General features: G+C 35.6%; 23 protein-coding genes. 9 read left to right on the plus strand and 14 right to left on the minus strand.

Annotated elements, in window-relative coordinates; genetic code table 11:
* Positions 1-31 precede the first annotated feature (31 nt).
* The gene (locus KO527_RS04825; RefSeq protein WP_216039233.1) at positions 32-658 is read left to right on the plus strand and encodes a LysE family translocator; all 627 of its coding nucleotides are present in this window, start codon (positions 32-34) and stop codon (positions 656-658) included.
* A gap of 141 nt (positions 659-799) precedes the next feature.
* Here the strand turns inward: KO527_RS04825 and KO527_RS25790 are convergent, their stop codons facing one another.
* The 6 genes from KO527_RS25790 to KO527_RS04845 form a co-directional block, all read right to left on the minus strand.
* Positions 800-952 (minus strand): hypothetical protein, encoded by a 153-nt coding sequence (locus KO527_RS25790; RefSeq protein ID WP_252733428.1) that lies wholly within the window; start codon positions 950-952, stop codon positions 800-802.
* The gene (locus KO527_RS26360) at positions 949-1,143 is read right to left on the minus strand and encodes an amidase family protein (RefSeq protein ID WP_354668604.1); all 195 of its coding nucleotides are present in this window, start codon (positions 1,141-1,143) and stop codon (positions 949-951) included. Before KO527_RS26360 ends, KO527_RS25790 begins: the two co-directional genes overlap by 4 nt.
* 17 nt (positions 1,144-1,160) lie before the next feature.
* Entirely contained in the window at positions 1,161-1,334 is a 174-nt protein-coding gene (locus tag KO527_RS25795) for an amidase family protein (protein ID WP_252733430.1), read from the minus strand.
* A gap of 264 nt (positions 1,335-1,598) precedes the next feature.
* On the minus strand, positions 1,599-1,976 hold the full coding sequence (locus tag KO527_RS04835; protein WP_216039234.1) for a hypothetical protein: 378 nt from the start codon (positions 1,974-1,976) through the stop codon (positions 1,599-1,601).
* 68 nt (positions 1,977-2,044) lie between these two features.
* Positions 2,045-2,833, minus strand: coding sequence for a hypothetical protein (locus tag KO527_RS04840; RefSeq protein WP_216039235.1), 789 nt, complete (start codon positions 2,831-2,833; stop codon positions 2,045-2,047).
* A 30-nt stretch (positions 2,834-2,863) separates the two neighbouring features.
* Positions 2,864-3,022, minus strand: coding sequence for a YqaE/Pmp3 family membrane protein (locus KO527_RS04845; protein ID WP_216039236.1), 159 nt, complete (start codon positions 3,020-3,022; stop codon positions 2,864-2,866).
* Between the two features lie 177 nt (positions 3,023-3,199).
* Here KO527_RS04845 and KO527_RS04850 point away from each other — a divergent pair, with 177 nt between their 5' ends.
* Both KO527_RS04850 and KO527_RS04855 read left to right on the plus strand, forming a co-directional pair.
* On the plus strand, positions 3,200-4,348 hold the full coding sequence (locus KO527_RS04850) for an efflux RND transporter periplasmic adaptor subunit (RefSeq protein WP_216039237.1): 1,149 nt from the start codon (positions 3,200-3,202) through the stop codon (positions 4,346-4,348).
* Complete coding sequence (locus tag KO527_RS04855; RefSeq protein ID WP_216039238.1) at positions 4,348-7,497, plus strand: multidrug efflux RND transporter permease subunit; 3,150 nt, start codon at positions 4,348-4,350, stop codon at positions 7,495-7,497. Before KO527_RS04850 ends, KO527_RS04855 begins: the two co-directional genes overlap by 1 nt.
* A gap of 105 nt (positions 7,498-7,602) precedes the next feature.
* Here the strand turns inward: KO527_RS04855 and KO527_RS04860 are convergent, their stop codons facing one another.
* Positions 7,603-8,196, minus strand: a complete 594-nt coding sequence (locus tag KO527_RS04860; protein WP_216039239.1) for a LysE family translocator — start codon at positions 8,194-8,196, stop codon at positions 7,603-7,605.
* A gap of 110 nt (positions 8,197-8,306) precedes the next feature.
* Between KO527_RS04860 and KO527_RS04865 the strand changes: the two genes are divergently transcribed.
* On the plus strand, positions 8,307-8,759 hold the full coding sequence (locus tag KO527_RS04865; RefSeq protein ID WP_216039240.1) for an Lrp/AsnC family transcriptional regulator: 453 nt from the start codon (positions 8,307-8,309) through the stop codon (positions 8,757-8,759).
* Positions 8,760-8,781: 22 nt separating this feature from the next.
* Here KO527_RS04865 and KO527_RS04870 read toward each other — a convergent pair whose 3' ends face one another.
* The 4 genes from KO527_RS04870 to KO527_RS04885 form a co-directional block, all read right to left on the minus strand.
* On the minus strand, positions 8,782-10,065 hold the full coding sequence (locus tag KO527_RS04870) for a HAMP domain-containing sensor histidine kinase (protein ID WP_216039241.1): 1,284 nt from the start codon (positions 10,063-10,065) through the stop codon (positions 8,782-8,784).
* A gap of 16 nt (positions 10,066-10,081) precedes the next feature.
* Entirely contained in the window at positions 10,082-10,750 is a 669-nt protein-coding gene (locus KO527_RS04875; RefSeq protein ID WP_216039242.1) for a response regulator transcription factor, read from the minus strand.
* Between the two features lie 68 nt (positions 10,751-10,818).
* Positions 10,819-13,875 (minus strand): efflux RND transporter permease subunit, encoded by a 3,057-nt coding sequence (locus KO527_RS04880; protein ID WP_216039243.1) that lies wholly within the window; start codon positions 13,873-13,875, stop codon positions 10,819-10,821.
* A 23-nt stretch (positions 13,876-13,898) separates the two neighbouring features.
* Positions 13,899-15,002 (minus strand): efflux RND transporter periplasmic adaptor subunit, encoded by a 1,104-nt coding sequence (locus KO527_RS04885; protein WP_216039244.1) that lies wholly within the window; start codon positions 15,000-15,002, stop codon positions 13,899-13,901.
* Positions 15,003-15,401: 399 nt separating this feature from the next.
* Here KO527_RS04885 and KO527_RS04890 point away from each other — a divergent pair, with 399 nt between their 5' ends.
* Together KO527_RS04890 and KO527_RS04895 are read left to right on the plus strand one after the other, a co-directional pair.
* Positions 15,402-18,512: an efflux RND transporter permease subunit gene (locus KO527_RS04890; RefSeq protein ID WP_216039245.1), complete on the plus strand. Its 3,111-nt coding sequence runs from the start codon at positions 15,402-15,404 to the stop codon at positions 18,510-18,512.
* Between the two features lie 15 nt (positions 18,513-18,527).
* Positions 18,528-19,586 carry an efflux RND transporter periplasmic adaptor subunit gene (locus KO527_RS04895; protein ID WP_216039246.1) on the plus strand — a complete coding sequence of 353 codons (1,059 nt, stop codon included), beginning with the start codon at positions 18,528-18,530 and terminating at the stop codon, positions 19,584-19,586.
* 57 nt (positions 19,587-19,643) lie between these two features.
* On the opposite strand, the gene KO527_RS04900 is transcribed toward KO527_RS04895, so the two are convergent.
* Positions 19,644-20,003, minus strand: coding sequence for a DUF2750 domain-containing protein (locus KO527_RS04900; protein WP_216039247.1), 360 nt, complete (start codon positions 20,001-20,003; stop codon positions 19,644-19,646).
* Between the two features lie 141 nt (positions 20,004-20,144).
* On the minus strand, positions 20,145-20,984 hold the full coding sequence (locus tag KO527_RS04905; RefSeq protein ID WP_216039248.1) for an HDOD domain-containing protein: 840 nt from the start codon (positions 20,982-20,984) through the stop codon (positions 20,145-20,147).
* Positions 20,985-21,122: 138 nt separating this feature from the next.
* On the opposite strand from KO527_RS04905, the gene KO527_RS04910 reads away from it, so the two are divergent.
* Positions 21,123-22,079: a DMT family transporter gene (locus KO527_RS04910; protein WP_216039249.1), complete on the plus strand. Its 957-nt coding sequence runs from the start codon at positions 21,123-21,125 to the stop codon at positions 22,077-22,079.
* A 59-nt stretch (positions 22,080-22,138) separates the two neighbouring features.
* Positions 22,139-22,576: a nucleoside deaminase gene (locus KO527_RS04915; RefSeq protein WP_216039250.1), complete on the plus strand. Its 438-nt coding sequence runs from the start codon at positions 22,139-22,141 to the stop codon at positions 22,574-22,576.
* 50 nt (positions 22,577-22,626) lie between these two features.
* Here the strand turns inward: KO527_RS04915 and KO527_RS04920 are convergent, their stop codons facing one another.
* On the minus strand, positions 22,627-23,133 hold the full coding sequence (locus KO527_RS04920) for a class I SAM-dependent methyltransferase (protein ID WP_252733432.1): 507 nt from the start codon (positions 23,131-23,133) through the stop codon (positions 22,627-22,629).
* A 551-nt stretch (positions 23,134-23,684) separates the two neighbouring features.
* On the opposite strand from KO527_RS04920, the gene KO527_RS04925 reads away from it, so the two are divergent.
* Positions 23,685-25,019, plus strand: coding sequence for a hypothetical protein (locus tag KO527_RS04925; protein WP_216039252.1), 1,335 nt, complete (start codon positions 23,685-23,687; stop codon positions 25,017-25,019).
* The last annotated feature ends 2 nt before the right edge of the window (positions 25,020-25,021 follow it).

Consider the following 25,021-nt stretch of genomic DNA (forward strand, 5'->3'; position numbering starts at 1 on the left):
ATTGTCATTTTTTTTGAAAAAGGAATTTGTTATGTTTTCCATGGAAGTTTGGTTAGCTTACACTTTAGCATGTTTATTATTAGTGATATCTCCTGGGCCGGATAATATTTTGGCGATAGGTCGCGGATTGAGTCAAGGTAAACTCGCAGCTTGTATTTCAGGGGCTGCATCTGGAACTGGTATTTTATTTCATATTGTAACGGCTACTTTTGGTTTAACTTTATTAATACAGACGTCTGAAATTGCTTTTATGGGGGTCAAATTTTTGGGCGCTGCTTATTTAATTTATTTAGGTATAAAAGTACTTAAATCTCGCAGTTTAATCAACCTTGAGCCTGCTGCTAAACAACCTATAAAATCTATTTTCATCACTGGATTTTTATCTGCGGCACTCAACCCAAAGCCTGGGTTATTTGTTTTAGCATTTATCCCACAATTTATTAATCCAGAGCTAGGCTCTGTTACCATTCAAATGCTAGCTTATGGAATGTGGTTTGCATTTTTAACCGCTATCGGTTTTTCACTTATGGGCGTGTTTTCATCTAAGCTTTCAAATTGGTTAAAGCAAAAACCTAAAGTGATTAATGGGCTTAATATGGGCGCAGGATTTACTTTTATCACGTCGGGCATAGCTGTTGCTGTTCTAAAACAAAAGTAGCATTTTTATAATGTGTTAAAGGAAGCGGGTAAGGATTATTTAATCATTCCCCGCTTTTTTTAAGAAGTGAAGATTAGGTGGTTGGCGATGAAGTGCTGGTTGCTCAAAACACCATCTAACTTTTTATGATAGCCCATTAAATTACGGGACAATGCCGATATGCTTTCCTTTTAAACCAGAGATTTTAAGGTGCGATAAATAGTCAATTTTTGAATCTATGCTAGCTGAATCTGACTTATCTTTAGCGACTAATGTATTGAGCATGATAGTCGCATCAGTTAAGTTACGTGTCATGCTACCAGTTGTATCTTGACTATGAGAAATAGGAATATACCGCTGCGGCTTATAGTGCCTAAAGTAGACTTAAGACCAACAATACCATTAACAGCTGAGGGGCAGGTTACTGAGCCATGAGTTTCAGTGCCAACGGCTAAGAGTGTAAATTTGCAGCCATAGCAATACCAGATACTGAACTTGAACGACATGGATTAGTTGTTGGGTCCTACGGGTTTTTACTTTGTCCATATAACCCACTCCAACCGCTAGAAGCACTTGTAGAGCGAAAGTTTGCCCATTCACTTAAATTTGTTTTTCCTAAAATAATTGCGTCATCTTCAATGAGTTTTTCATCAATAATGGCATTTGACAAAAAAGCATATATCAACAGGATTGGCATTATTATTTTTTTAGATACATTTTAAGTCCTATCATGTTTAAACAAGTTATTTTATAACTGAAACTCTTTGCTCAATCTAGCTTGTATAAACTTTTAATAGGTTGTTTTATAGGGAAAAATATTTAATTGGCATAAGTTAAGGCTGTAAACATAACCTTGCATATTCGCTTATAAAATGCGTGAATACAGGTTACTTGATTACAGCCCTTTATTTTTGAGGCTAGGATAAAAAAGTTGTTTTTTAGTCTTTACACTGATGTAAATCTAGTTTGAATTCTCGATTGCTTCGCGCTGTACTTTTATCTTTTTAGCAAGTTCATCGGCCGCTTTTTTTGCTTCATCAGTTGCATCACTTGCCATTTCTTTACCTTGCTCTACTAGGTCTTTACTTAATTCTTTACCTTCTGAAGCCAGTGCATTTCCTAACGCTTTAGTTTCATCTAATAATTCAGTTAAAGACTCATCTTTGAACTCTTTACCAGATTCTTTAGCATCTTGCCAAGCTTCACTTAATGCTTGCTTAACATCTTGTTTTACTTCAGTAGCCTCTTGTTTAATCTCTTCTTTTTCTTCGCAACCCACTAATAAAAGGCTAGTGAGTAAAACAAAACTGCTTGTGGTTAATTTAAATATTTTATTCATAAGACTAAATTCTGTATTGATTTATGCTGAGGATATTATCTGTTTATACCTTTTCCTCGTCAATAAAATTAAGGCTGGCTTTCTTTAGCTGGAATATAAAGCATTGACGTTATAATATTTTGGAAATCAAAACTCTGTTCTTGTACATGTTTAGCATTAAAATCTAGGAGTTGTTGTTTATCAGGAATTTTCTTGATAGAAATAATTAGAACTATATTTTTATGATCTGGATATTCAACTAAAGTCACATAGTTAAAAACTTGGCGTATTAATAGTAAAATTTGCTGTAATTGAGCTGCATCTTTAGGAAGTAAGTTTAAAAATATGACACCATCTTCATTTAGTTGTTGTTTCAATTTATGATAAAAATCGACTTTAAGTACGCAACTACTATGATCTTGACTGTTAAAAATATCACATAAAATCACATCAAATCTTTGATTTGTTTTATCTAAAAATGCTTCTGCTGTATCAATATTTAAGCTTATTTTAGTCGGTAAATGAAAATAGTCTTTTGCTATTTCTGTAATATTTTTACTTTGTTCCACTGAAGTGAGTGAGATGTTGTGTTTTTCCAGTGAAGTTTCAATTGAACCTACGCCCATTCCTAAGTTGAGTAGGTTAATACTTGATTGCTTCCAAAGTAAAAATAACGTCATAGTTCGAGTATATGGCAGCACTAACTCAGTGGGGTTGTTTAAATTAATTAGGGATTGAAAAACCAAAGGTGATTGCTCAGTTTTCTTAGTTGCGAGCCAACGGTACCCTTTATGTTCTCTTACTTCTGCAATTGCATCAGTTAATTGAAGTTTGCATAGTAGCTGACCTTCATTTACTTGGATATGTGAATTTTTCATAGATGAAGGCCTAATTTTTTGTGCTCTAACTTATTTAGTTATTAGCCATAGTGCATGTATTACACCTGGTATAAAAAAGAAGATGCTTAATAATATATTCAGCGCAAGTTGTTTGCCAACACCCTCTTTTAGAAATGTGGCAACTGGCGGTAAAAATAGTGCAAGAATGATTAGTAATAATTTGTTCATAAAATTTCTCCAAAATTGAATAAGCAAACTCTACGTATAAATATACAATTTTGCAACGCAACGAATTTGTAATCATTCATATTTGATTCAGTTTTGCTTGATATATTGCTTCCAATTACCTATTCGCTTCTATGTTGCGGGTGTGATTTTAATAAATACCATTGAAGTGAGAATGCCGTGCCAGCTTATGTTCTAAAAAATATCTTTTTTGTCGCATTGAGTGTGTTGATTATTGGCTGTGATAAGCCAGAAAAGCCTGCAAAAGTTAATGATGTAATTGTACACACAGTAGAAAAGCAGAATGTGCCTATTTATGGTAACTATGTTGCTAGAACTCAAGCATCTCTAGATGTAGAAGTGCGTTCTCGTATTACAGGTTATGTTGAGCATGTTGAATTTGTTGAAGGTAGCTGGGTGAATGAAGGTGATTTACTTTATCAAATTGATGATAAGCCATATAAGACAAAAGTAAAACGTGTAGAAGCGACTTTGGCAAAAAATAGAGCTGCTTTAGATAAAGCGAAGCGTGATACAGCTAGGTTAGAGCCGTTATACCAACAAGGTGCAGCCAGTCAGCTTGATTTAGATAATGCCATATCAGCACAAGAACAATCTAAAGCAACTGTAATGGCCACAAGTGCTGAATATGATGAAGCTTTACTTGAGTTAAGTTATACGCAAGTTAAAGCCCCTATCAGTGGCATGGTGGGAGGGTCGATGGCAGATGTAGGCGCACTTGTCGGTAATGGTGGTATTTCTTTATTGACGACAATTCAAAGAATTAATCCCATCTACGTGACATTTAATATGTCTTCTTTAGATTATTTAAATGCACGTAGAAGAATGAATAGCCTTTTAGAACAAATAGAAGCGGATAAAAAAGGTAAGTCTTTAGCAGGTTTTGTGCGAATAACTTTACCCGATGATAGTGATTATCGTTATTGGGGTGATGTAAGCTTTACTGATCCAAAAGTAAATCCAAAAACGGGAACTTTTCAGGTACGAGCTGTTTTGCCTAATCCTGACAGTGAACTGTTACCTGGTCAGTATACAAAAGCGCAAATTAAACTAAGTGAATTTGCAAATGCGGTTGTCGTGCCTGAAGAAGCAACCAAAGTGGAGCAAGGCGGAATATACGTCATGGTGGTGCTTGATGATAATACGGTAGAGCGTCGTTTCATTATTGTTGCGCATTATGGGGAAGCAGGATTGGTTGTCAGTTCGGGTTTGAGTGCTGGAGAGCAAATCATTGTTGAAGGCTTGCATCGTGCACGTCATGGTCAAAAGGTGAACCCAATCACAATTAATAAAAAGGGAGATGTTTAATGTTCTCTCACTTTTTTATTAAAAGACCCGTTTTTGCTTCTGTGATCTCTTTGATTATTTTATTAGTCGGTATCGTATCATTTTTAACTTTGCCGATAGATCAATATCCAGAAATTGCGCCACCAGCGGTGAAAGTATCGGCTTCATTCCCTGGTGCAACAGCTACAACGGCATCAGAATCTGTGGCGATACCATTAGAGCAAGAGTTAAATGGCACACCGAATATGTTGTATATGTCATCTAAGTCTACTAATTCTGGAAGTTCAAATATCACTATCACATTTGATGTCGGTACTGATCCTGATTTAGCATCAGTTGATGTGCAAAATACAGCAAGTCAGGCAGGTAGCAGTTTACCTGTTGATGTTCAAACTGATGGCGTTACTGTGTCAACTGAAAGTTCTGTTGAACTTTTAAAGTTAGCGCTTACTTCTGATGATACGAGATACGATGAAATTTACTTGAGTAATTATGCAACAATTAATGTTCAAGCGGCTTTAAAACGCATACCTGGTGTAGGGCGAGTAAGAAACACGGGTTCAAGAAGTTATTCTATGAGAGTGTGGTTAAGGCCTGATACTATGGCGGGTTATGGCTTAACAGTCAGTGATATTTCTAAAGCAATCAAAGAGCAAAATAAAGAAGCTGCAGCGGGTGAGATTGGCGCACAACCTAGTGATGATACGATTAAATTAACTTTTCCAGTAAGGGCGCAAGGCAGATTTAATAAAGTAGAAGACTTTAAAAATATCATGGTAAGGGTTCACTCTGATGGCTCTATGATCAGGCTAAGAGATGTTGCTCGTATAGAGTTAGGTTCATCAGCATACACTTTACAATCAAAACTCAACGACAAAAGTGCAACCATTTTACAAGTATATATGCTGCCAGGTTCAAATGCGCTTGAAGTGACTGAAAATGTAAAAAAAGTGATGGCGACGCTTGCTAAAGGGTTTCCAAAAGGTTTGAAATGGGAACTATTTTTTGATGCATCTGAATTTATTAAGTTATCTATTTCTGAAGTGATAAATACCTTGATACAAGCATTGGTATTAGTGATTTTAGTTGTATATTTGTTTTTACAAAATTGGCGTACAACCATAATTCCCGCTTTAGCTGTGCCAGTATCAATTGTAGGTACGTTTATCGCACTTGCTTTGTTTGGTTTTACCATTAATACCATCAGTTTATTAGCTATGGTGCTCGCGATAGGCATCGTAGTGGATGATGCAATTGTGGTGGTTGAAAATGTAGAGCGCTTAATGCATGAGCAAAACTTAGATGTTGTCAGTGCGACTAAACAAGCGATGACGGAGCTAAGTGGTGCGCTGGTTGCGACATCTTTAGTATTAGCTGCGGTATTTGTTCCAGTCTCCTTTTTAGCTGGTATCACGGGTATTATGTATCGCGAATTTGCAATTTCTATTACTGTGGCAGTGCTTATTTCTACTTTAGTTGCTTTAACTTTGAGTCCGGCATTATGTGCGCTTTTCTTAAAACCAAAAATGGCAAAAAAGAATGCGTTTTTTACTTGGTTTAACCTTTATTTAGAGAAACTATCAAGTAAATATAGTGCAGTGGTTTTACTTACTTGTAAAAATGCGACACGTAGTTATGTCATATTTATGGTGATGATAGCCTCAGGTTGGTTTGTATTTAACCAAATTCCAGTGAGTTTTATGCCTCAAGAAGATCAAGGACGATTTTTTGTCGATATTAGTTTACCTGATGCTGCTACCGTGACACGAACTGATAAAGTTATTTCACAAGCAAATGACCTTATTATGCAACATGAGGCTGTGGCTTATTCATTTTCTTTGGCAGGTGAAAACCGAAGAAGTGGTAGTGCTCAATCAAATGGTCAATTTGAAATAGTATTAAAACCTTGGTCCTATCGGCAAAAACAAGGTATTACCGTTGAGGAAGTGATGAGAGACATTAACGCTTCCTTAGAGCAAATACCCAGTGCTGAGTTTAATGTGTTTCAACCATCAGCAATAGCTGGGTTGGGCTCAGGTTCAGGTGTCGAACTTGCTTTACAAGACAGATCTGGGTCAAATTGGTTAGGATTAATGGAGTCATTAGGTGTATTTTTAAATAACTTAAATGAACGCCCTGAAATTGCAAAGGCTTCAACGTCTTTAAAAGGAGAGGTACCACAACTTTATTTAGAAGTTGATCGTGAAAAGGCTAAAGCATTAGAGGTGCCTATCGCTGATGTATACAGCACAATGAAGTCTTTTACAGGTTCATCAACGGTGAATGATTTTAATATGTTTGGTCGAGTATATCGAGTGAAAATGCAAGCTGAATCTCAATTTAGAGCCAGACCTGATAATTTAAATGACTATTACGTTCGAAGTTCAAACGGCGCTATGGTGCCATTAAATGTACTGGCAAAGCTAGAACTGACAACGGGGCCTTCTGCGGTTAATCGATACAATATGTTTAGCAGTGCCAATATTAATGTATCAGCAGCGCCTGGATACGCTTCTGGTGATGTGATCAAAGCAATTGAGGAAGAAGCTGCTAAAATTTTACCTCCAGGCATTGGATATGAATGGACAGGATTAACCTTACAAGAAATGCGTTCATCTGGTCAGTTAGGTGTGGCGTTAGTTTTGGCCTTTGTATTTGTGTTTTTATTTTTGGCTGCTCTATATGAAAGTTGGACATTGCCATTTGCAGTACTGCTCATTAGCCCTATTGCTATGTTAGGTGCTTCCTTATTTGTATGGGCTACAGGCAATGAAAATAATTTATTTTTTCAAGTTGCCTTTATAGCATTGATTGGTTTGGCTGCTAAAAACTCTATTTTAATTGTAGAAGTTGCAAACCAACTTTATCGCTCAGGTATGAATGTAAGCCAAGCTGCGATGGAAGCTGCACGCTCACGCTTTAGGCCTATATTGATGACTGCAGCATCATTTATTTTAGGCGTATTACCTTTAGTACTAACAAGCGGACCTGGTGCAATCAGCAGAGAGTCTATTTCTATGCCTATTTTAGGCGGAATGATATTAGCAAGTACCATAGGGATTATCTTTGTGCCTTTATTTTTCATTACGGCAGCACGTTTTTTGAAGCAAAAATTATTAATCGACTCAACTAAACATGAAACATTATCATCTAAGAAGCGTGATGTTTAGTTGCTAACTCACCTTAGTTTATACTCAAAATACGCGCTTACAAAGCATGACTAGGCTTTAGAAGGCGCTAGGTCCTGGCTAGGCTGATAAGTCTAGCCAATCTGATCAAATTACCATAGGATATAAACTCGCAATTAATAATAACGCCATAGTGATGTTAAATATTCTTAATTTAATGTCACTGGTTAAAAAACGTTTGAGTTGCTGTCCTAATACAGTCCAAACTCCAACAGAAGGTAAGTTAATAGCGCCAAATACAATACCAACTAACAAGATTGACTCCATGTTTTTAGAAGGGGAATAAACGCTTATCGCGGTTAATGCCATAGTCCACGCTTTTGGATTTACCCACTGGAACATAGCAGCTTGTAAAAATGTAAATGGCTTAGAGTTATTGGGTTTGTGATCTTCAATCGGTTTACTAGTGGCAATTTTATAAGCTAAATATACAAGGTAAATCACGCTAAACACTTTTAATACTTGATAAGTTATAGGATAAATATCAAATACTTGAATTAAACCAGCGCCTACTAAGCACACCATAAATACAAAACCTAAACTGACACCTAACATATGTGGGATTGTAAGTTTAAAACCAAAATTTGCTCCTGATGACATGAGCATTAAGTTATTTGGGCCTGGTGTAATAGATGAAACGAAGGCAAATGTGGCCAGTGCAGTTAATATTTCAATATTCATAAGAGCCTCTTGATGTCATAATTTCTTGCTTAATTGTTAAAACAATTATAATTTTAATCTTATTAAATTATCTTGCTTTATTGCTGTGATAAGAGGGTTATTCGCAACTTATGATCGAATTAGATAAAATAGACGCAAGAATATTGCGTGAATTGAAATTGGATGGCAGGATCAGTAATGCTGAATTGGCCAATCGTGTTGGTTTGTCTGCATCAGCATGTTTAAGGCGAGTTCAAGAGCTAGAGCGTTCAAATACCATTAAAGGTTACAGAGCTGTGCTTAATCAAACTCAGTTAGGCATCGGCTGTGTTGCTTATGTGACAGTTGGTTTATCTAGTCATACTAAAGATGCGCAACTTGAATTTGAAAGCGCCATCACATTATCTGAAGAGGTAAAGGAATGCCACAATATTACAGGACCTTTTGAGTATTTATTAAGGGTGGAGACAACTGATTTAGTTAGCTATAAAAAATTCCACACCGATGTTTTGGGGACGTCAGCCCATGTTGCATCAATAACGACTCACGTTGTTATGGGGTCTCCAAAAGATGATAGGGCGTAAGTATAAAAACTAATTAAAACAATTATCTAAAGTCGATAGTTACTTTTCTACCGCCCAATATTTGTTTGTTTTCATATTGCCAATTCATTTTCCTAATAATTTTATCGACAAGTTGAAGGCCCAATCCATAACCATAATCTGAATTCTCGCTTTCAAATTCAGTTTTACCTGTATTGATATTCTCAATAATTAAAATTTTACTTTCAAAATAAATGTTAATATTGCCTTGAGCCGTATATTGAAATGCATTACGGATTATATTGTTTAAAATTAAACGACATGGGGTGGGTGCTAATTTTAGGGTTAGTTCATCAATTTCAAAGTTAAGCTCTACGGTTTTTCCTTGTAATAGGTATTGGTTATCTTCAAGAAGGTGTTTGATCATATCTGAGATATTAATATCGCTGATAATTAATTTTTCGTTTTCATCTTCACGACTTAGCCATAATAAGGTTTCTGTCATATGTTGCATATTTAAAGCAGCGCGTTTTATTCGCTCAATCGATGTTTGGTTTTTTGGGTTATCTTCACGGCGTTCCATCAATTGTGCATTGCTTTTAACTACAGCAATAGGTGTTCTCAGTTCATGGCTTGCGTGGCGTAAAAATGCTTGCTCTTTGTCTAATACATCACTGATCCTTAACATGGCTTTTTGCTGTTGAAATGCAATTTTTTTTAGCTCATTAAACTCAAAATCAGGAATGGGATCTGTTACATTGTTTAATGTGAGATTGTCAATCCAAGTACCTAAGTGATGTAATGGACGCATAGTGCGTTTTAAAATAAAATGTACATATAAATGCATGATAATTAAAAAGAGTAATGCTAAAGGCCAGGTAAGCTTAAACATATTTTTAATATTGTTTTTACTTAAAGCTTGGTAAGTTTCTATATCAATTTGTCTGGTTAAATAAAAGATATTGCCATCATTTAAAGGTTGAGCTAAAACAAAAATAACTTGTTCTGGCCAAGACATTGGCAGGCCTTCGAGATTTAACCTTTTACTGTGCATTTGTAATTGTGATGCAAACTCTAACTCTGGAAAGTATTTTTTTATCTGGGCTGGTACTGACTGCCAATTAATAAAACCTTTAAAGTGAATTGAGTTTGGAATTTCTGGTTGTTTGTTATTGTTATATGCTTGGGTAAAGCTTTTAGCTTCAAGATGTAAGTCTTGAAAGTTGCCTTCGTCTAAACCATTTACAAAATAAATATTTACCAATGCGGTATAAATGAGTACGACCATACAAGCAATAATAGAATGCGCTGTGATCACATATTTGCGTAACGTTTTATTATTATTCATTTAATCGAGCTTCCGTTTATTGCTTTATTGCAAATCCTTGTCCTGAAATTGTTTTTAATAATTTAGATTCACCCTCAGAGTCTATTTGTTGGCGAAGTTTAAAAATATGTACTTTTAAGCTATTACTATCTGGGATCTCATCATCCCAAATAGCACGAGATAACTGCTCTCGGCTGAGCACTTGTGGAGATTTACGTAATAATACCTCTAGTAAAATCCACCCGGTTGGTGAAAGCTTAAGTTCACGCTGGTGGCGTTTGGCCACTTTAGATTTAAAATCAACAGTTAAATCAGCAATTGAAAAACGTTCAGATTGACCGCTTTGTCGCTTAGATAATACATTGATACGCGCTACCAATTCCAACATTTCAAAGGGTTTTACCATGTAGTCATCAGTACCAACATCAAAACCTGCAAGTTTATCAGGGAGTGAGTCGCGTGCTGTGAGCATCAATATAGGCATGTTAGAGCCAAGTTCACGAATAGATTTACATAATGTTAGGCCATTCATCTGCGGCATATTAATATCTAAAATTGCTACATCATAATTATTTTTTTCAATTAATTGCAGCCCTATCAAGCCATTAGCTGCATGATCACAGCATATGTCTTCGATTTCAAGGTAATCAATTATGGTCGCGGCTAAATCGAGGTCATCTTCGACCAGTAGTATATGTGCTTTCATTTTATCAGAATATTTATTGTCATAATTAAGAGTATGAAGCTGTAGTTAATACTACAGCTCCATCAAAGTTAGTGCTGAGGTTCAACTTTAAAAAAAGCGGCGTACAATACAGGCACTACGCCTAAAGTTAATATTGTGCCAACACCTAAACCAAAGGCTAAGACATTTGCCATGCCGTAAAATAATGGATCTTTGTTTAATATTAAAGGCAATAAACCCATAATCGTTGTTACTGTGGTCATGGTAATGGGTCTTAGGCGTGTCATACAAGAGTTGATCACAGCTTGATATTGGGCAACACCATTGGCTATTTCAATATCAATTCTATCAATTAAAACAATCGCATTATTGATAATGATGCCTGCAAGGCTGTATATACCTAAAGTGACCATAAAACCAAAAGGGGCATTCATTATTAATAAACCACTTACCGTACCTATGATCAGAAGTGGAATTGTCAGTACAATAATTAATGCGCGTCTATATGAGTTAAACTGAATCACTAATAGAATTAATATAAAACCTATTACCATAGGCATACTCGCGCCTAAAGCTTGCTGTGCATCGGCAGATTGTGTAATAACACCATCATATTCAATACTATGATTTACAGGTAAATCATCTTTAAGTGCCTCAATATCTTTATCTATCACTTTTTGTAAATCTTGTGCTGTCATCGCTGTATTGGCAGCTTCTACGCTCACAGTATTAAACATATCTTCACGTTGAATCTTCGAATACTGATTAACAGGGACAAAATCTGCTACTTGAAATAATGGTATTGCAAGCCCTGAAGTATTAGAAAAAACAGAAGCGGTGCGCAATCTATCTAGATTAAAGCGTTCGTTATCATTTGCCCTAAGCAGAATAGGAATAATGTCATCGCCTTCTCTAAATTCAGTGATATTGGTACCATTGAAAAAGCCTTTAAGTGCAGTTGCAATATCATCAGATGTTACACCAGCACGACGTGCCCTATGCTGATCTATTTTTACCATGACTTTTACAATGCGGTTTTCCCAGTCGGTGCGAATATTTTTGGTATGCGGCACTTGATATAATACATCCATGATTTCTTGTGCTTTGGCATAAATAATGTCTTTATCTGGACCTTTTACCTGAATTTTTATAGAGCTTGAATCAGATGGTCCAGCAAACATACGTTTTACGCGACCAAATACATTAGGAAAGTTTTCAATTAATCCATTATGTAATTTACTCACCATCATATTTAAGTCTGTACCAGCTTTTACATTTAATACTACAAAGCCTTTATTATCGGCAGGGTCTTCAGGTGTTAAGGTTAAAACAAATCGTGGACCATTAAACCCTGAATAACCTGAATAGCTGGTGATTTCAGGAAAGGCCTTTTTATCATCAAGCCAAGAGAATATTTGTTTCATTTGTCGGTTGGTTTCTTTAGCTGATGTGCCGTTTGGTAAATCAACGTACATCATGATTTGTGTACGATCAGAATCTGGAAAAAACTGATGAGAAACAAATTTAAATGCTGTCAATGATGCAAATAATAGCGCAAACATCGCAATCATAAATATTGCTTTATGACTTAACACCCAATGTAAAAATGCTTCATATTTTTGATAAAACACGCTGTTTTGTGATTCGTTTTTATTGTCCGAAGATGACTTTTCTTTTTTGATAAAGAAATAACATAATGTAGGGGTAACACATAAAGCCAAAACCCAACTGGTTAATAAGGTAATTAGAATAACCAGTGAAATCGCGCGGGTAAATTCGCCTGCAACATGCTCAGCGAGTATCAGCGGTAAAAAGAAAAAGATCGTGGTAGCTGATGAGCTCAGTAGCGGTAAAGCAAGCTCTTTTCCGCCTTGGCACATAGCTTCAAAACGCTCTTGGCCATCTTCAATTCGACGTTTAAAATCTTCAGCAACGACAATGCCGTTATCAACTAATAATCCCAGCGCAATAATTAAGGTGGCTAAGCTCATTTTTTCTAAAACCATGCCGCTATATTGCATGATAGCTAAAGTTGTAAGCATAACAAAAGGCACAATAGATCCTACAATCAAGCCTGTACGCATACCTAAAAAGAAAATAACTACAACTAGTACAATAGCGAGTGTTTGTAATACGTTTATTGATACGCCTTTTACTGTGCGTTCAACTTGTTCTGCTTGATATGTCGCAATATTTATATTGTAGCCAATTGGTAAAGTACTTTGCACATCACCTATTTTAGCTTTTACTCGTGGTGCGTATTCTAATAAATTAAAGTTTGGCAGCATGGCAATTGAAAGCATAATGGCAGGTTTGCCATTAAAATAAGCAGGCTGATGGGGCGGATCAATATAACCTCTACTTAATTGAACAATATCTTTTAGTGCAATGGTATCGCCAGTGCCAGGAATTGAAATATGGGTATTGCCAATTTCATCAATTGAATTGAAGTTACCTGTAGGTTCAATTACAAATGATTTTGCGCCTGTATCGATACGACCACCTGGACTTATAATATTTTGTTTTTGCAAAGCATTGATCACCGCTTGAGGTGAAATACCTAATTGAGATAGTTTTGCTGAGCTGGCTTCTAAAAATATACGCTCATCCTGAATACCAAGAATATCTACTTTTTTAGTACCCGCGACTGAATAAATATGGTCTCGTATATGTTTTGCAATATCATGGGACTCTCCCATAGAAAAACCATCAGAAGTAAGGGCTAGGGTGACAACAGATACATCACCAAAGGAGTCATTTACAAAAGGAGTGCGTGTGCCGTCGGGTAAATTCGCCTCAGCTTGTTTTACTTTGTTACGTAAATCTTGCCAGATATTGTCTAAATTAAAATATCTATCATAGATTTCAACATGGATCACTGATTGACCTGTGGTAGATGTTGATGTCAGTTTTTCTACTTCTGGAATTTTACGAATTTCTTTTTCTAAAGTTCGGGTAATTAATTGTTCTACACGTTCTGGTGCCATGCCTGGATATGACGTAGTCACTATGGCATTACGAATTGTGATAGATGGATCTTCTTGCGCAGGTAAAGTGAAATACGCAAAAAGGCCATTTATTAATAACAGTGCTAAAACCATCAAAACAGATTTTCGATACGTAAAAGCGATTTGAGTTAAATTCATTTTCAAGCCTCAATTATCAAAAATTAGTTAAATTGTTTTACATGTTTATCAAGTAAACGCACTTTTTGGCCATTACGTAAAAAACTGACACCGGCAGTTGCGATAATTTCACTTGTTTTTAGTCCTGATGAAATCATGACTTGGTTATCAATGATATTTTCTGTTTGTATAACACGCTTTGAGATTGTTTGAGTCTTTTCATCATATACAAACACATAAGAAGATTGGCCCGAACCTGCTCCGATAGCAGATAAAGGTAGGCGAAATGTTTGACCACGATAACCTGTACGACCAACACCTTCAAACGTAAAGTCGACCTCAGCTGTCATACCTGCTCTTAAACCAACCACGGAAGAATCGATTAATACTGTAACCGGAAATGCATTGGCGGTTTGTGCGCGAGTACCAATTTCAGTTACGGTACCATCACCCGTTAACTCAGGAAATGCGGGGTAGTGTATTTGCATTTTATTACCTGTTGATAAATCACGAATTAGTGTTTCGGGTACCATGATTTGTACTTCTAAACCGTCTTCACCTTCAATTTCAAATACAGTTTGTCCTGGCGTGATTTGCATTGATGGCTCTATGCTACGCTTAGTAATTCGTCCATTATAAGGGGCCTTTAATTGACTATCATTTAAGTCTTTAGTTGAAATATCTAATTGCGTTTTTGCTAAGTTTACTGCGCTGGTGGCCGATTGAAATGCGGCTTGTGCATTATCAAATCCAGATTTAGACACTAAACCTTGTTTAGATAATTCTGTATATCGTTGAAATTCATTTTTTGCTTCTACTAATGCAGACTTTGCTTTTTGTAAATTAGCCTGTGATGATTGCTGGCTGAAAATAAAACTACGTTTATCTAGCATAGCTAACGTATCACCACGGGTAACAGCATCACCCAATTTCACCTTTACTGTATCGACCTTGCCACCTACTTGAAAGCTTAAGTTAGTGGCTTCTACTGGCTGAATAATGCCAGATAATCGTCTAACTTGATCTAAGTTACTTAATTGTACTTGAGTCCAAGCTATGGGTCTGATCACTTGTTCTTGAGTGACTTCAGGTTTACTACAACCGAAAAGTCCAATTGTGAGTATCATTAAGGTTAGGCAAGCACGCATGAGGCTTTCTCCGTTTATATAACTGAATAAAGTGTAGACTAAAATTGTCTTTGTAATTCAGTTGGTTTGAAGCAATTAAATATAGAATTACATTCAGTATAAACAAAGCAAGGTTACGGCAGGGTTAAACTTGGAATTAATTACAGATATGTTTATAAAAAAGCGCTTATTCATCGAATTATGAGTTGGTGTTTTTGTTCTCTTTAAAGGTATTTCTATGTGTTTAGGCATACAAAGATATGTCATTTTGTGTCAGGTCTTAACAAGGAATTTCAGCAAAGTGATTTGTCCTGTTTTCACTGTCATTCACCGAAAAGGCTCTTTTTATATTTACTAAGCCTGCTAACTTTTTAGTTATTATTTCTCATTTGTTAAATCGAATTCTGGTTGGAGATTGACATGAAATTGATTTCAGCAGCGCTTAAAAGTCCGGCAGCAGTCGCTGTCACTGTGGCGCTTATTTTGCTAGTTGGTGTGATAAGTTTATTTAAACTACCGGTGCAGCTATTTCCGGATATAGAACGACCTCGTATTGCAATTCAAACACAGTGGCGTGCAGCTTCTCCTAAAGAAGTTGAATCAGAAATCCTAGAACCGCAAGAGCAAGTATTAAAAGGTATTCCTGGATTACGCTCTATGAATGCATTTGCGAATCAAGGCGGTGGGTTTATTAATTTGGTCTTTGGTGTTGAAACCGACATGGAGCAAACACTGATTGAAGTGATCAGCCGTATGACCAGAGTGCAAAACCAACCAAGAGACGCTTTACCACCACGTATTATGTTAGGTGGTTTTGGTGGTAATAACCCTGCGCTAACCTGGTTTTTCTTACAAGCTTTGCCGGGCAATGATAAATCCATCAGCGACTATATTGATTTTACCGATGATGTTATTCGACCACGATTAGAGTCTATTAATGGCGTTGCAGGTGTTCAAACTTTTTCAGATCAAAACCGAGAAGAGTTACAAATAAGATTCGATCCAATTAAAGTCGCGCAATATGGCATTCAAATTCCGCAATTAATTTCGTTGGTATCGGCAAGCAATGATATTTCGGGCGGTTTTATCGATGTTGGTCGCAGACAATATACGCTACGTTTTAATGGTAAATATAAAGTGGATGAATTATCTGACTTAATTTTAGAGTCCAGAAACTTTAGTAATATTCGTTTAGGTGATGTCGCAAAAATTTCAGTTAGCCGACAAGATAGACAACAACTTGCCATTCAAAATGGTAACCCTGCATTTTCATTTCGTATAGATAAAGCCAATGGTGCCAATGTACTTGAAACATTAAATCGCGTAAAAGATGAAGTGGCTTTAATTAATGAAGAAGTACTTGCTGATAAACAGTTAGTGATGGTGCAATCATTTGATGCCTCTGTATTTATTTACCGTGCGATTAATTTAGTGACAAGCAATTTATTTGCTGGCGTTATTTTATCCCTTGCTGTGTTATGGCTATTTATACGCCGAATGAGAGCAACTTTAATAATCGCCACTGCGATTCCGATTAGTTTATTTTCTACTTTTATCGTTTTACAGATCACTGGTCGCTCATTAAATGTGATTTCTTTAGCCGGGTTAGCATTTGCGGTGGGCATGGTGCTTGATGCTGCGATTGTGGTACTTGAAAATATCCTAAGAATGCGTGAGCAAGGTCATGATAATCATAAAAGTTCAGAGCTAGGTTCTAAGCAGGTTTGGGGAGCACTATTAGCCTCTACAGCAACCACGGTTGCAATCTTTTTACCTGTATTCTTTTTAAAAGATATAGAAGGGCAGTTATTCGGAGATTTGGCGCTGACTATTGCTATCGCTGTTTCAGTCTCTTTATTGGTTGCTGCTGTTTTATTACCTGTGCTGACTAAATACTTTTTACATGACCGTAGCATAGTAGACCCGAATCAAGGTTTATGGAATAAAATTACTAGCTTAGTAATGTCGATTACAAATAGCTCAATTAAACGCTTAGTATTGTCTACTACGCTACTAGCACTACCAGTTGCAATCACTTATATGGCAATGCCTAAACTAGATTATTTACCGCCCGTAAAACGAGATGCGGTTGATGCTAACTTACGTTTCCCGCCAGGTACGAATGTTAAAACGTTAGAAAAAGAAGTGGTTAATCCTATTGTTGAGCGTTTAAAACCTTATATGGATGGCACAAAAGAGCCTGCACTTAAGAATTATTATATTTTTAGTGGCCCATTTGGCGGTAATTTAGGCATTAGAGCCAAAGATCAATCTAAAGTGAATGAGTTACTTGATGTCGTTAAAAATGAAATTTTAGTTGATTTGCCTGATACCAGTGCATTTGCACGACAAGGTAATTTATTTGGTGGTTTTGGTGGTGGGCGCAGTGTGCAAATGCATTTGCAATCGAAAGACAGCAATGCATTACAGCAAGTTGCCAAACAAACACTAGAGTGGGTTAAAGATGCCATACCTGATGTAAGTGCCAGAGCGAACCCTGGTCTTGAAATGGCAGAACCAGAGATTCGACTGACACCAAACGATAGAAATATTTTAGAACAAGGTTGGGACCGCAGAGATGTAGGTCGTGTGGTACGTACTTTAGGCGATGGTTTATACGTTGGAGAGTATTTCAATGGTACTAAACGTTTAAATATGATTTTACGTGCAGATGGCTGGAGTGATCCCGATTCACTGGGAGAAGTGCCCATCGTGACAGGTAATGGCGCAATTAATCAGTTATCAGAACTTGTAACAATAGATAGAACAGCGGGACCTTCTCGTTTAACGAGAATTGATGGTAATCGTACTATTAGTATTAATATTAACCCGCCACAAGGTTGGTCTTTAGAAGAAACAATTGCGGTGCTAAAAGAGCAAGTTGCACCAAAAATAGCGCAAGTCATGCCTGCTGACGGTAATATTATATACGGGGGGAGTGCAGATCAGCTTGAAAAAGCCATAGGCATAATGAGTGAGAACTTTGCCTTTGCCTTAGTGATTCTATTCTTATTAATGGCTGCTTTATTTCGTTCAGTAAAAGACAGTGCTTTGGTGGTGATCACCATTCCTTTAGCAACGGTTGGTGGTATTTTAGCGCTGCAAATACTTAACCTATTTGTATTCCAACCACTCGATCTATTAACCATGATTGGTTTTGTTATTTTACTTGGATTAGTTGTAAATAATGCCATTTTATTGGTGCATCAAACTCGCTTAGCGCAGAAAAATGGGCTAAACCGTGAGTCAGCAATTGAGCAAGCGCTCACTTTACGTTTACGACCCATTTTTATGAGCACAGCAACCAGCTTTTTTGGCATGTTACCTCTGTTACTTGTACCCGGTGCTGGTAGTGTTATTTACCGTGGTTTAGCTGGTGTTATTGTTGGTGGATTAGCTGTAAGTACTATTTTTACTATTGTACTTTTACCTTGTTTATTAAGGCTCAGTGCAAAAGATTTTGGTTTTAAAAAATCGTTAAAAAATGATTCAAGTTTAGTACCTGTAGCAAATGTTGCTGCTGAAAAATAATTTAAGGAATATCTCATGAAAAAATTCACGATGAGTTTAATATTAGCAGGCATGTTAACAAGTACTATAGTGATGGCTGCAGGCGATAAAGATGCAAAACTGGTAACTGTAGAGACAGTTAAAAATGAACAAGTCAATCCAACAACTTGGCTACCAGGTAACGTGATCAGCAGAACCAATTCGCCTATTTCAGCAGAGCAAACAGGGCAGTTATTATGGGTGGAAGATATTGGTGCTAAAGTTGAAAAAGGCCAGGTTATTGCGACAATTGATAATCGACACTTGAAGCTACAATTGGCGCAAAGACAAGCGCAATTAAAGCAATCTCAAGCAGAATCTGATTATTTGTTAAAACAGAAAAAACGTATGTCTAAGCTTAATAAAATGAATAATACTGCATTAAGTGAGCTTGAACGTATTACTAAAGATTTAGCGGTATCACAAAATGAAGCATTGGCTTTAAGTTCTCAAATTGCCTTAACGCAATTGGCCATAGAAAAAACCCAAATAAAAGCACCATTTACTGGCAGTATCAGTCAACGTTTTGTAAATATTGGTGAACTTATCGCGGTAGGACGTCCTTTAGTTCAGTTAGTTGATACGCATCACTTAGATATTAAGATTGCAGCACCCATTAATATTGCGCCTTTTTTACAAGAAAATAGTAAGGTAATGGTTAAATGGCAGCAAAACTTAATTGAGTTATCTGTGAGAGCTTGGAGCCAAGCTGGGGATCCATTATCACGTACTTTTGATGTACATTTATCTGCCGATGGTTTAAATCTTGTCTCAGGCTCTGCTGTGACGGTTTCTTTACCAAAAAGTGCAACCAAAATGGCGACATTAGTGCCAAGAGATGCATTGATTGTAAGGGAAAAAGAAACATTCATCTTAACGGTTGATGAAAATGATGAAGCGCAAAAAATAAATGTATTGGTTGGCTTAGGAATTGGTGAGTGGGTATCGGTGTCTGGCAATATTAATGCGGGTACAGAGGTGATTATTCGTGGTGCAGAACGATTACAGTCTGGTGAAAAAATAAGGCGTCAGAAGGATTTAGTCGCAAAAAGATGATAAATAGCCCCCAAACTTTAGTAAGGGGGCCGTTTTTTGATATATATCTATTTAATTTTATAGGGCTTCGATAGTTGCAATTGCTTGGCTAAATGCTGATAAATCAAGCTCTAGACATTCGCCTTCTTCTTGCCAGTTCACACCTATGATCACACCATCTTCATTTAAATCTTCAACCCAAAATTCAAGCCATTCAGCTACTGATATTTCCGCTGGCGTATAGTTTTTCCATTCATCGACACAATGAAGTTGAGCAAGTTCACTACTTGACCATGTTGGCATAACATCTGCGTTTTCAAAATTAATAGAATCTAAAACAACCCAATCTTCACTTTCCTTATCTTGAAGCGCCCAAAGTGTTTGTGTTGGCTTAATATCAGCTAAAAATGTGGTCAGTGTTTGATTGTTATCTGTCATGGTCGGCTCATTTAAATATAATTAAGCATAAGATTATACGGGGAAGTGTTTTAATGAACAAATTAATAAAAGGTTAAAAAATTAGCTAAGAAAACTTGAGAGGGTGGATAGCTAAAATCTAGTGTAATCCACCGAATATATCTATAAATCTATATTGCAGTATTTTTCTTCTAAATCAGCATATTCATCGCTATTGATACCTAATACATTAAGTACATCCTCACCAATAAATTGCCAATCACTAGATTGTCTGAACCTTAGTTTTCTTTCAGTAATATTTTCAGCCATTTTTAATGTTGCATATATAAGTTGTTCATTTGAACCTGTCACTTTAAATAAAAAATCAAGTTCATGGTGCTGGAGTATGATGTTGCAAATTTCTTTTGGTAAATGCCATGATGATGCGATGTAATAGCCGACAATGGCGTGATTTGTTCCATATTTTTCATTTTCTATAATGACAGAATTAAAACCTAGCTCATCAGCTTCATCTAAAGTATTTTTATAGTCATTATATTGCAAAGCCATAGCGGGAATGCCGCAATCATGAAATAAACCTACGGCATATAAACTGTCTGTTGGTATATCACAGGAGAGGTTGTCACTAATAAACATCATGGCATTTGCAATATTAGTTGCATCAGACCAAAATTTATCAAATGAAAGACAGCTTGTTTCACCTACAAAAGCTTTTTTTAACAATAGGGCAGTAGCGAGATAATTAACCCCTTCCATACCAATAAAGCATACAGCTTGATGAATATTGCTTATGGTTCTTGTAATACCAAAAAATGGAGAATTAATTGTTTTAAGAATGGCTGATGATAAACTGATATCTTTAGAAACAATTTTGGCTTCATCAGAAATACTGGCATTTTCATCACTCATGATTTGTTTAAATTCATGCAATATTTCAGGTTTAGCTGGAATATGAAACCCACGTGCAACATCGTCTAAAACTAAATTATCAACATAAATCAAAGTATAAGCTCCATTTATAAAAGTAACTTCAAGATAAGACAGGTACAATCAATTAAGATAGTAAAAGGGTGTAAAAATAGCTAATTTTTATTGATAATGATAAGAAGACTTAATTAAATTTAGAATAGGAATATATTAATGATACGGACTCCTGTCATGGCCTTTTGGGCTTTGGTTTTGGTTAATTTGATTTGGGGCATCGGATTTGTGGTTGTTGATGATGCCATTGAAATAATGCCAGTAAATACTTTTAATACTTTTCGATTTGGTGTTGCCACTCTGGCTTTATTACCTTTACTCTTTTTTATGAAAAAACCAGATAAAAGTGAATTTAAGTATACCAATAGGCAACTTTTTAAAGCTGGGTTTGGCTTAGGTTTATTGTTGTTTTTAGGTTTTTCATTACAAACTCAAGGTTTATTATATACCAGTGTTTCTAATACGGGTTTTATTACTGGCATGTGTGTCCCTTTAGTGCCAATTATTGGGTTTTTATTATTTAAAATAAAAGTTGGCAAAGAAGTTTGGCTAAGTGTTTTAACAGCATCTATCGGTTTATATTTTTTAACTATGGGCGATAAACTTGAATTTAATAAAGGAGATGTTTTAGTTGCGCTTAGCGCTGTATGTTATGCCAGTCATATTTCATTGATGGCAAGATATGGAGGCCGTTTTGCGATTATTCCATTAAGTATTTTGCAATTAGGCGCTGTTACTTGTTATAGCGCAGTCGCTGCGTTGTTTGAAATGAATATGGAAGCAACAGATGCCTATATGAGTTTAATGGATCAACTTAATAATAAAAATGTGATTGGCGCTATTTTATATTCTGCGCTGTTGGCTAGTGCTTTTGCATATTGGGCTCAAACATCAAGTCAGAGATTAATAGAGCCGCATAAAGTAGCATTAATTTTTGCTTTAGAGCCTATATTTGCTCATATAGCAGCTTATTTTATATTAGATGAACAGTTAGGTATTAAGGGCTGGATAGGCGCAAGTTTAATCATTGCAGGCATGTTGTATTCTGAATTAGGCGGTCGTCGAAAAGTAAAAATTCAAGCTTTAGATCAAATGGCTGCACCCATAGATAAATAAATCGACTATAGTTTATGGACTTATGATTTAAGTTACATATAAATGCAGCAAGGAATAACATGGAAAAGTTTTTAGCTTTAGCAATTGAAGAGGCTAAATCAGGACTAGATGAAGGCGGGATCCCAATCGGTTCAGTTTTAGTAATTGATAATGAAGTTGTGGCCAGAGGACATAATAAAAGGGTTCAAAAAGGTAGCTCAGTACTTCATGCGGAGATGGATTGCTTAGAAAATGGTGGCAGAATAAAAGCAAGTGAGTATAAGCAAGCAACTTTGTATTCTACTTTGTCGCCATGTGATATGTGCAGTGGTGCGGTTTTGTTATATGGCATACCTAAGGTTGTGATCGGTGAAAATGTGACTTTTAAAGGTCCTGAAGAATACTTGATATCCCGAGGTGTTGAAGTTATAAATTTAGATAATCAGCTATGTAAAGATTTGATGAGTCAGTTTATAGATGAAAAGCCAGAGTTATGGAATGAAGATATAGGGGAGTAGCTTGTAAATATAAAAAAGAGGTATAAATGAAGATATATATCTCTTTTTTATTAAATCTCAGGCTTAATAGCTACTATTTGAGCTATTGCTTGTTTATTACCATTAACTTCAATAATACCTTCAAATTGATGTAATATCTGCCAACCTTTAAATTGTTCAATAAGCTCACCTTTGGCTAATAAAAAGTCTGGATTCTTAGGGCGGCCATATTTCTCATTTCCTAGAGTGAAGGTTTCATAAATAATAAAACCGCCAGGTAGAACTGCGTTTTTGATATTTTCAAATAATGGCCTATGGAGATATCTAAAAACTAATACACCAGAGAAGTGTTTATCTTTTAGTTCATTAGTATCTTGTTCAAAGTCAACTTGCCAAAAGTGAGCGAGATGTTTTTTATTTGATGCAATATTTTCTTTCGTTTCTTCTAAGGCTTCATGTCTAATATCGCTAAATATAACTGATAGATCATTATTTACAAGATAAAGGCCATTTCGACCTGAACCTGATGCTAAATCTAAAATAGGTGCTGATTTAACTACATTTTTAATATCTGCCAAATATGAATTTAACAAAGGTGAGTTATTGTTAATAATGGTTTCCTTTTATATAAGTCGAAAGACATTGAAATATTTTAAATAATTGTTACAAGATTTCATAATTAAACATTAGTTTTAGCTGTTTTTTTGATATAAATTAATAAAAGTACCATATTCAAAAGTTAATATGGTTTTAGTTTAAATAAATTAGGAACGCATTATTAATATTTCATATTTCACAACAGAATCTACGAAATCAATTTTACTCTATTTTATAATGAGTGTACTTAGTATTTTATCCCCGTTTTTAGTTTTCTCTTTTTTTATGGGGAAAATCCCTGGCATAAGCTAATTCTTTATATGACTTAGCTTATAAACTATTAACCTCATGTATATCTTTCTTTAAATGAATCTTTGTATCTTGTCTTTGCTCCTGTCGCTTTTACTCTTTAATTAAAATACGATTTACCAATTTGTTTTTTAATTGTTAAATCAAAATCCTGTGCTAGTTTTAATAAGTAAATATTTCATTTTTTAAGACATCAAATAAAAGCTAACTTTCAGGAAGTTATATGAGCCTAAATTTTAAGGTATCTAAATCTTGTTTATTGTATTTATTTCTCATGCTTGTATGTTTTCAATCTCAGGCTTTGAGTAAAAAACAAGTTTTTGATGAATTAAATCAATTAATAAAAAATAAGCAATATGAAGCTGCTTTAACCTTTTCTGACGAGTATATTTTTGATTATGCTGGGGAACCTACATTTGATTTTTTAATTGGTATTGCTGCGGTTAAAGTTGGTAAGTATCAAGAAGCTGTTTTTGCGCTTGAGCGCACCGTTATTGTGAGGCCAAAGTGGCAGTTAGCGCGATTTAATCTAGCAAAATCTTATTTTTATATTGATAATTTACTGGCAGCTAAAAATGAATTAAATAAGCTTCAACCACTTGTTAGAGATGAAAAACTTAAAGAAACCGTTTCTGTATTCTTAAATGCAATAGAGCAAACCTTATTAAATAAACAAAAAAAGTTAACTCAATTGATAGGCATTTCAATTGGCCATGATAGTAATATTAACAGCGGTGCGATTTTAGACGAGTTCCAATCTCCTTTATTCAACCAACCAATTCAATTATCTCAAGAAAGCCAAGAAACCTCTGATGAAGCTTTATATTTAAATTATCAATTAAGGTATCAAACGCCAATCAATCAAAAACAATTATTCATCACTGAAATGGCTTTGTTTCATACTGATTATAAAGAAAGTAAAAATAATCAGTTTCAAAGTAGTATTGCGCAAATCTCTGCAAAATATCAGGATGAGTGGTCCTGGGCTACTTTTCAGATAGGAGCCTATTTTAGACCTTTATTACTTGATTCAGCTATGTATCGAAATCAATATGGTTTAGAAAGTAGTTTTATTTTTCCTTTTAGTAAATCTATTAACTTTTCATTGCAAATAGGTTTGGGTAATTCAGTTTATGCTTCACTCGATGAGCTAGACTCGAGAGATTTATTTTTTGGTTTGGGCGCGCAGTATAGTCAAGGCGAATTTTGGCATCAAATACAAGCAAATGTGAGCAAAATCGATGCTACGTCGCAAAATAGTGATTACAACGCTTACGATTTATATTTATTGCAATATCAAACCAGTTATTTTGTATCTCAATACCATCAACTCAATTTCTTAGTTCAATATCAGGATTATAATTATGAGGATATGCATCCTTTTTGGTTAGAGATCAGAGATGAATCCTTATATAGAGGCAGTATTAGCTGGCGTTATTATTTAGAAAATAATTGGACATGGCAGCTTAGCTTTAAGCATGCGCAAAAAGAAAGTAATTTACCGATTTATGAATATGATAGAAATGAATTTTCTTTGGGACTTATGAAGCAATTTTAAAG

The sequence above is a fragment of the Pseudoalteromonas sp. C2R02 genome (assembly GCF_018860845.1).
In the GTDB taxonomy this organism is placed as follows: Bacteria; Pseudomonadota; Gammaproteobacteria; order Enterobacterales; family Alteromonadaceae; genus Pseudoalteromonas.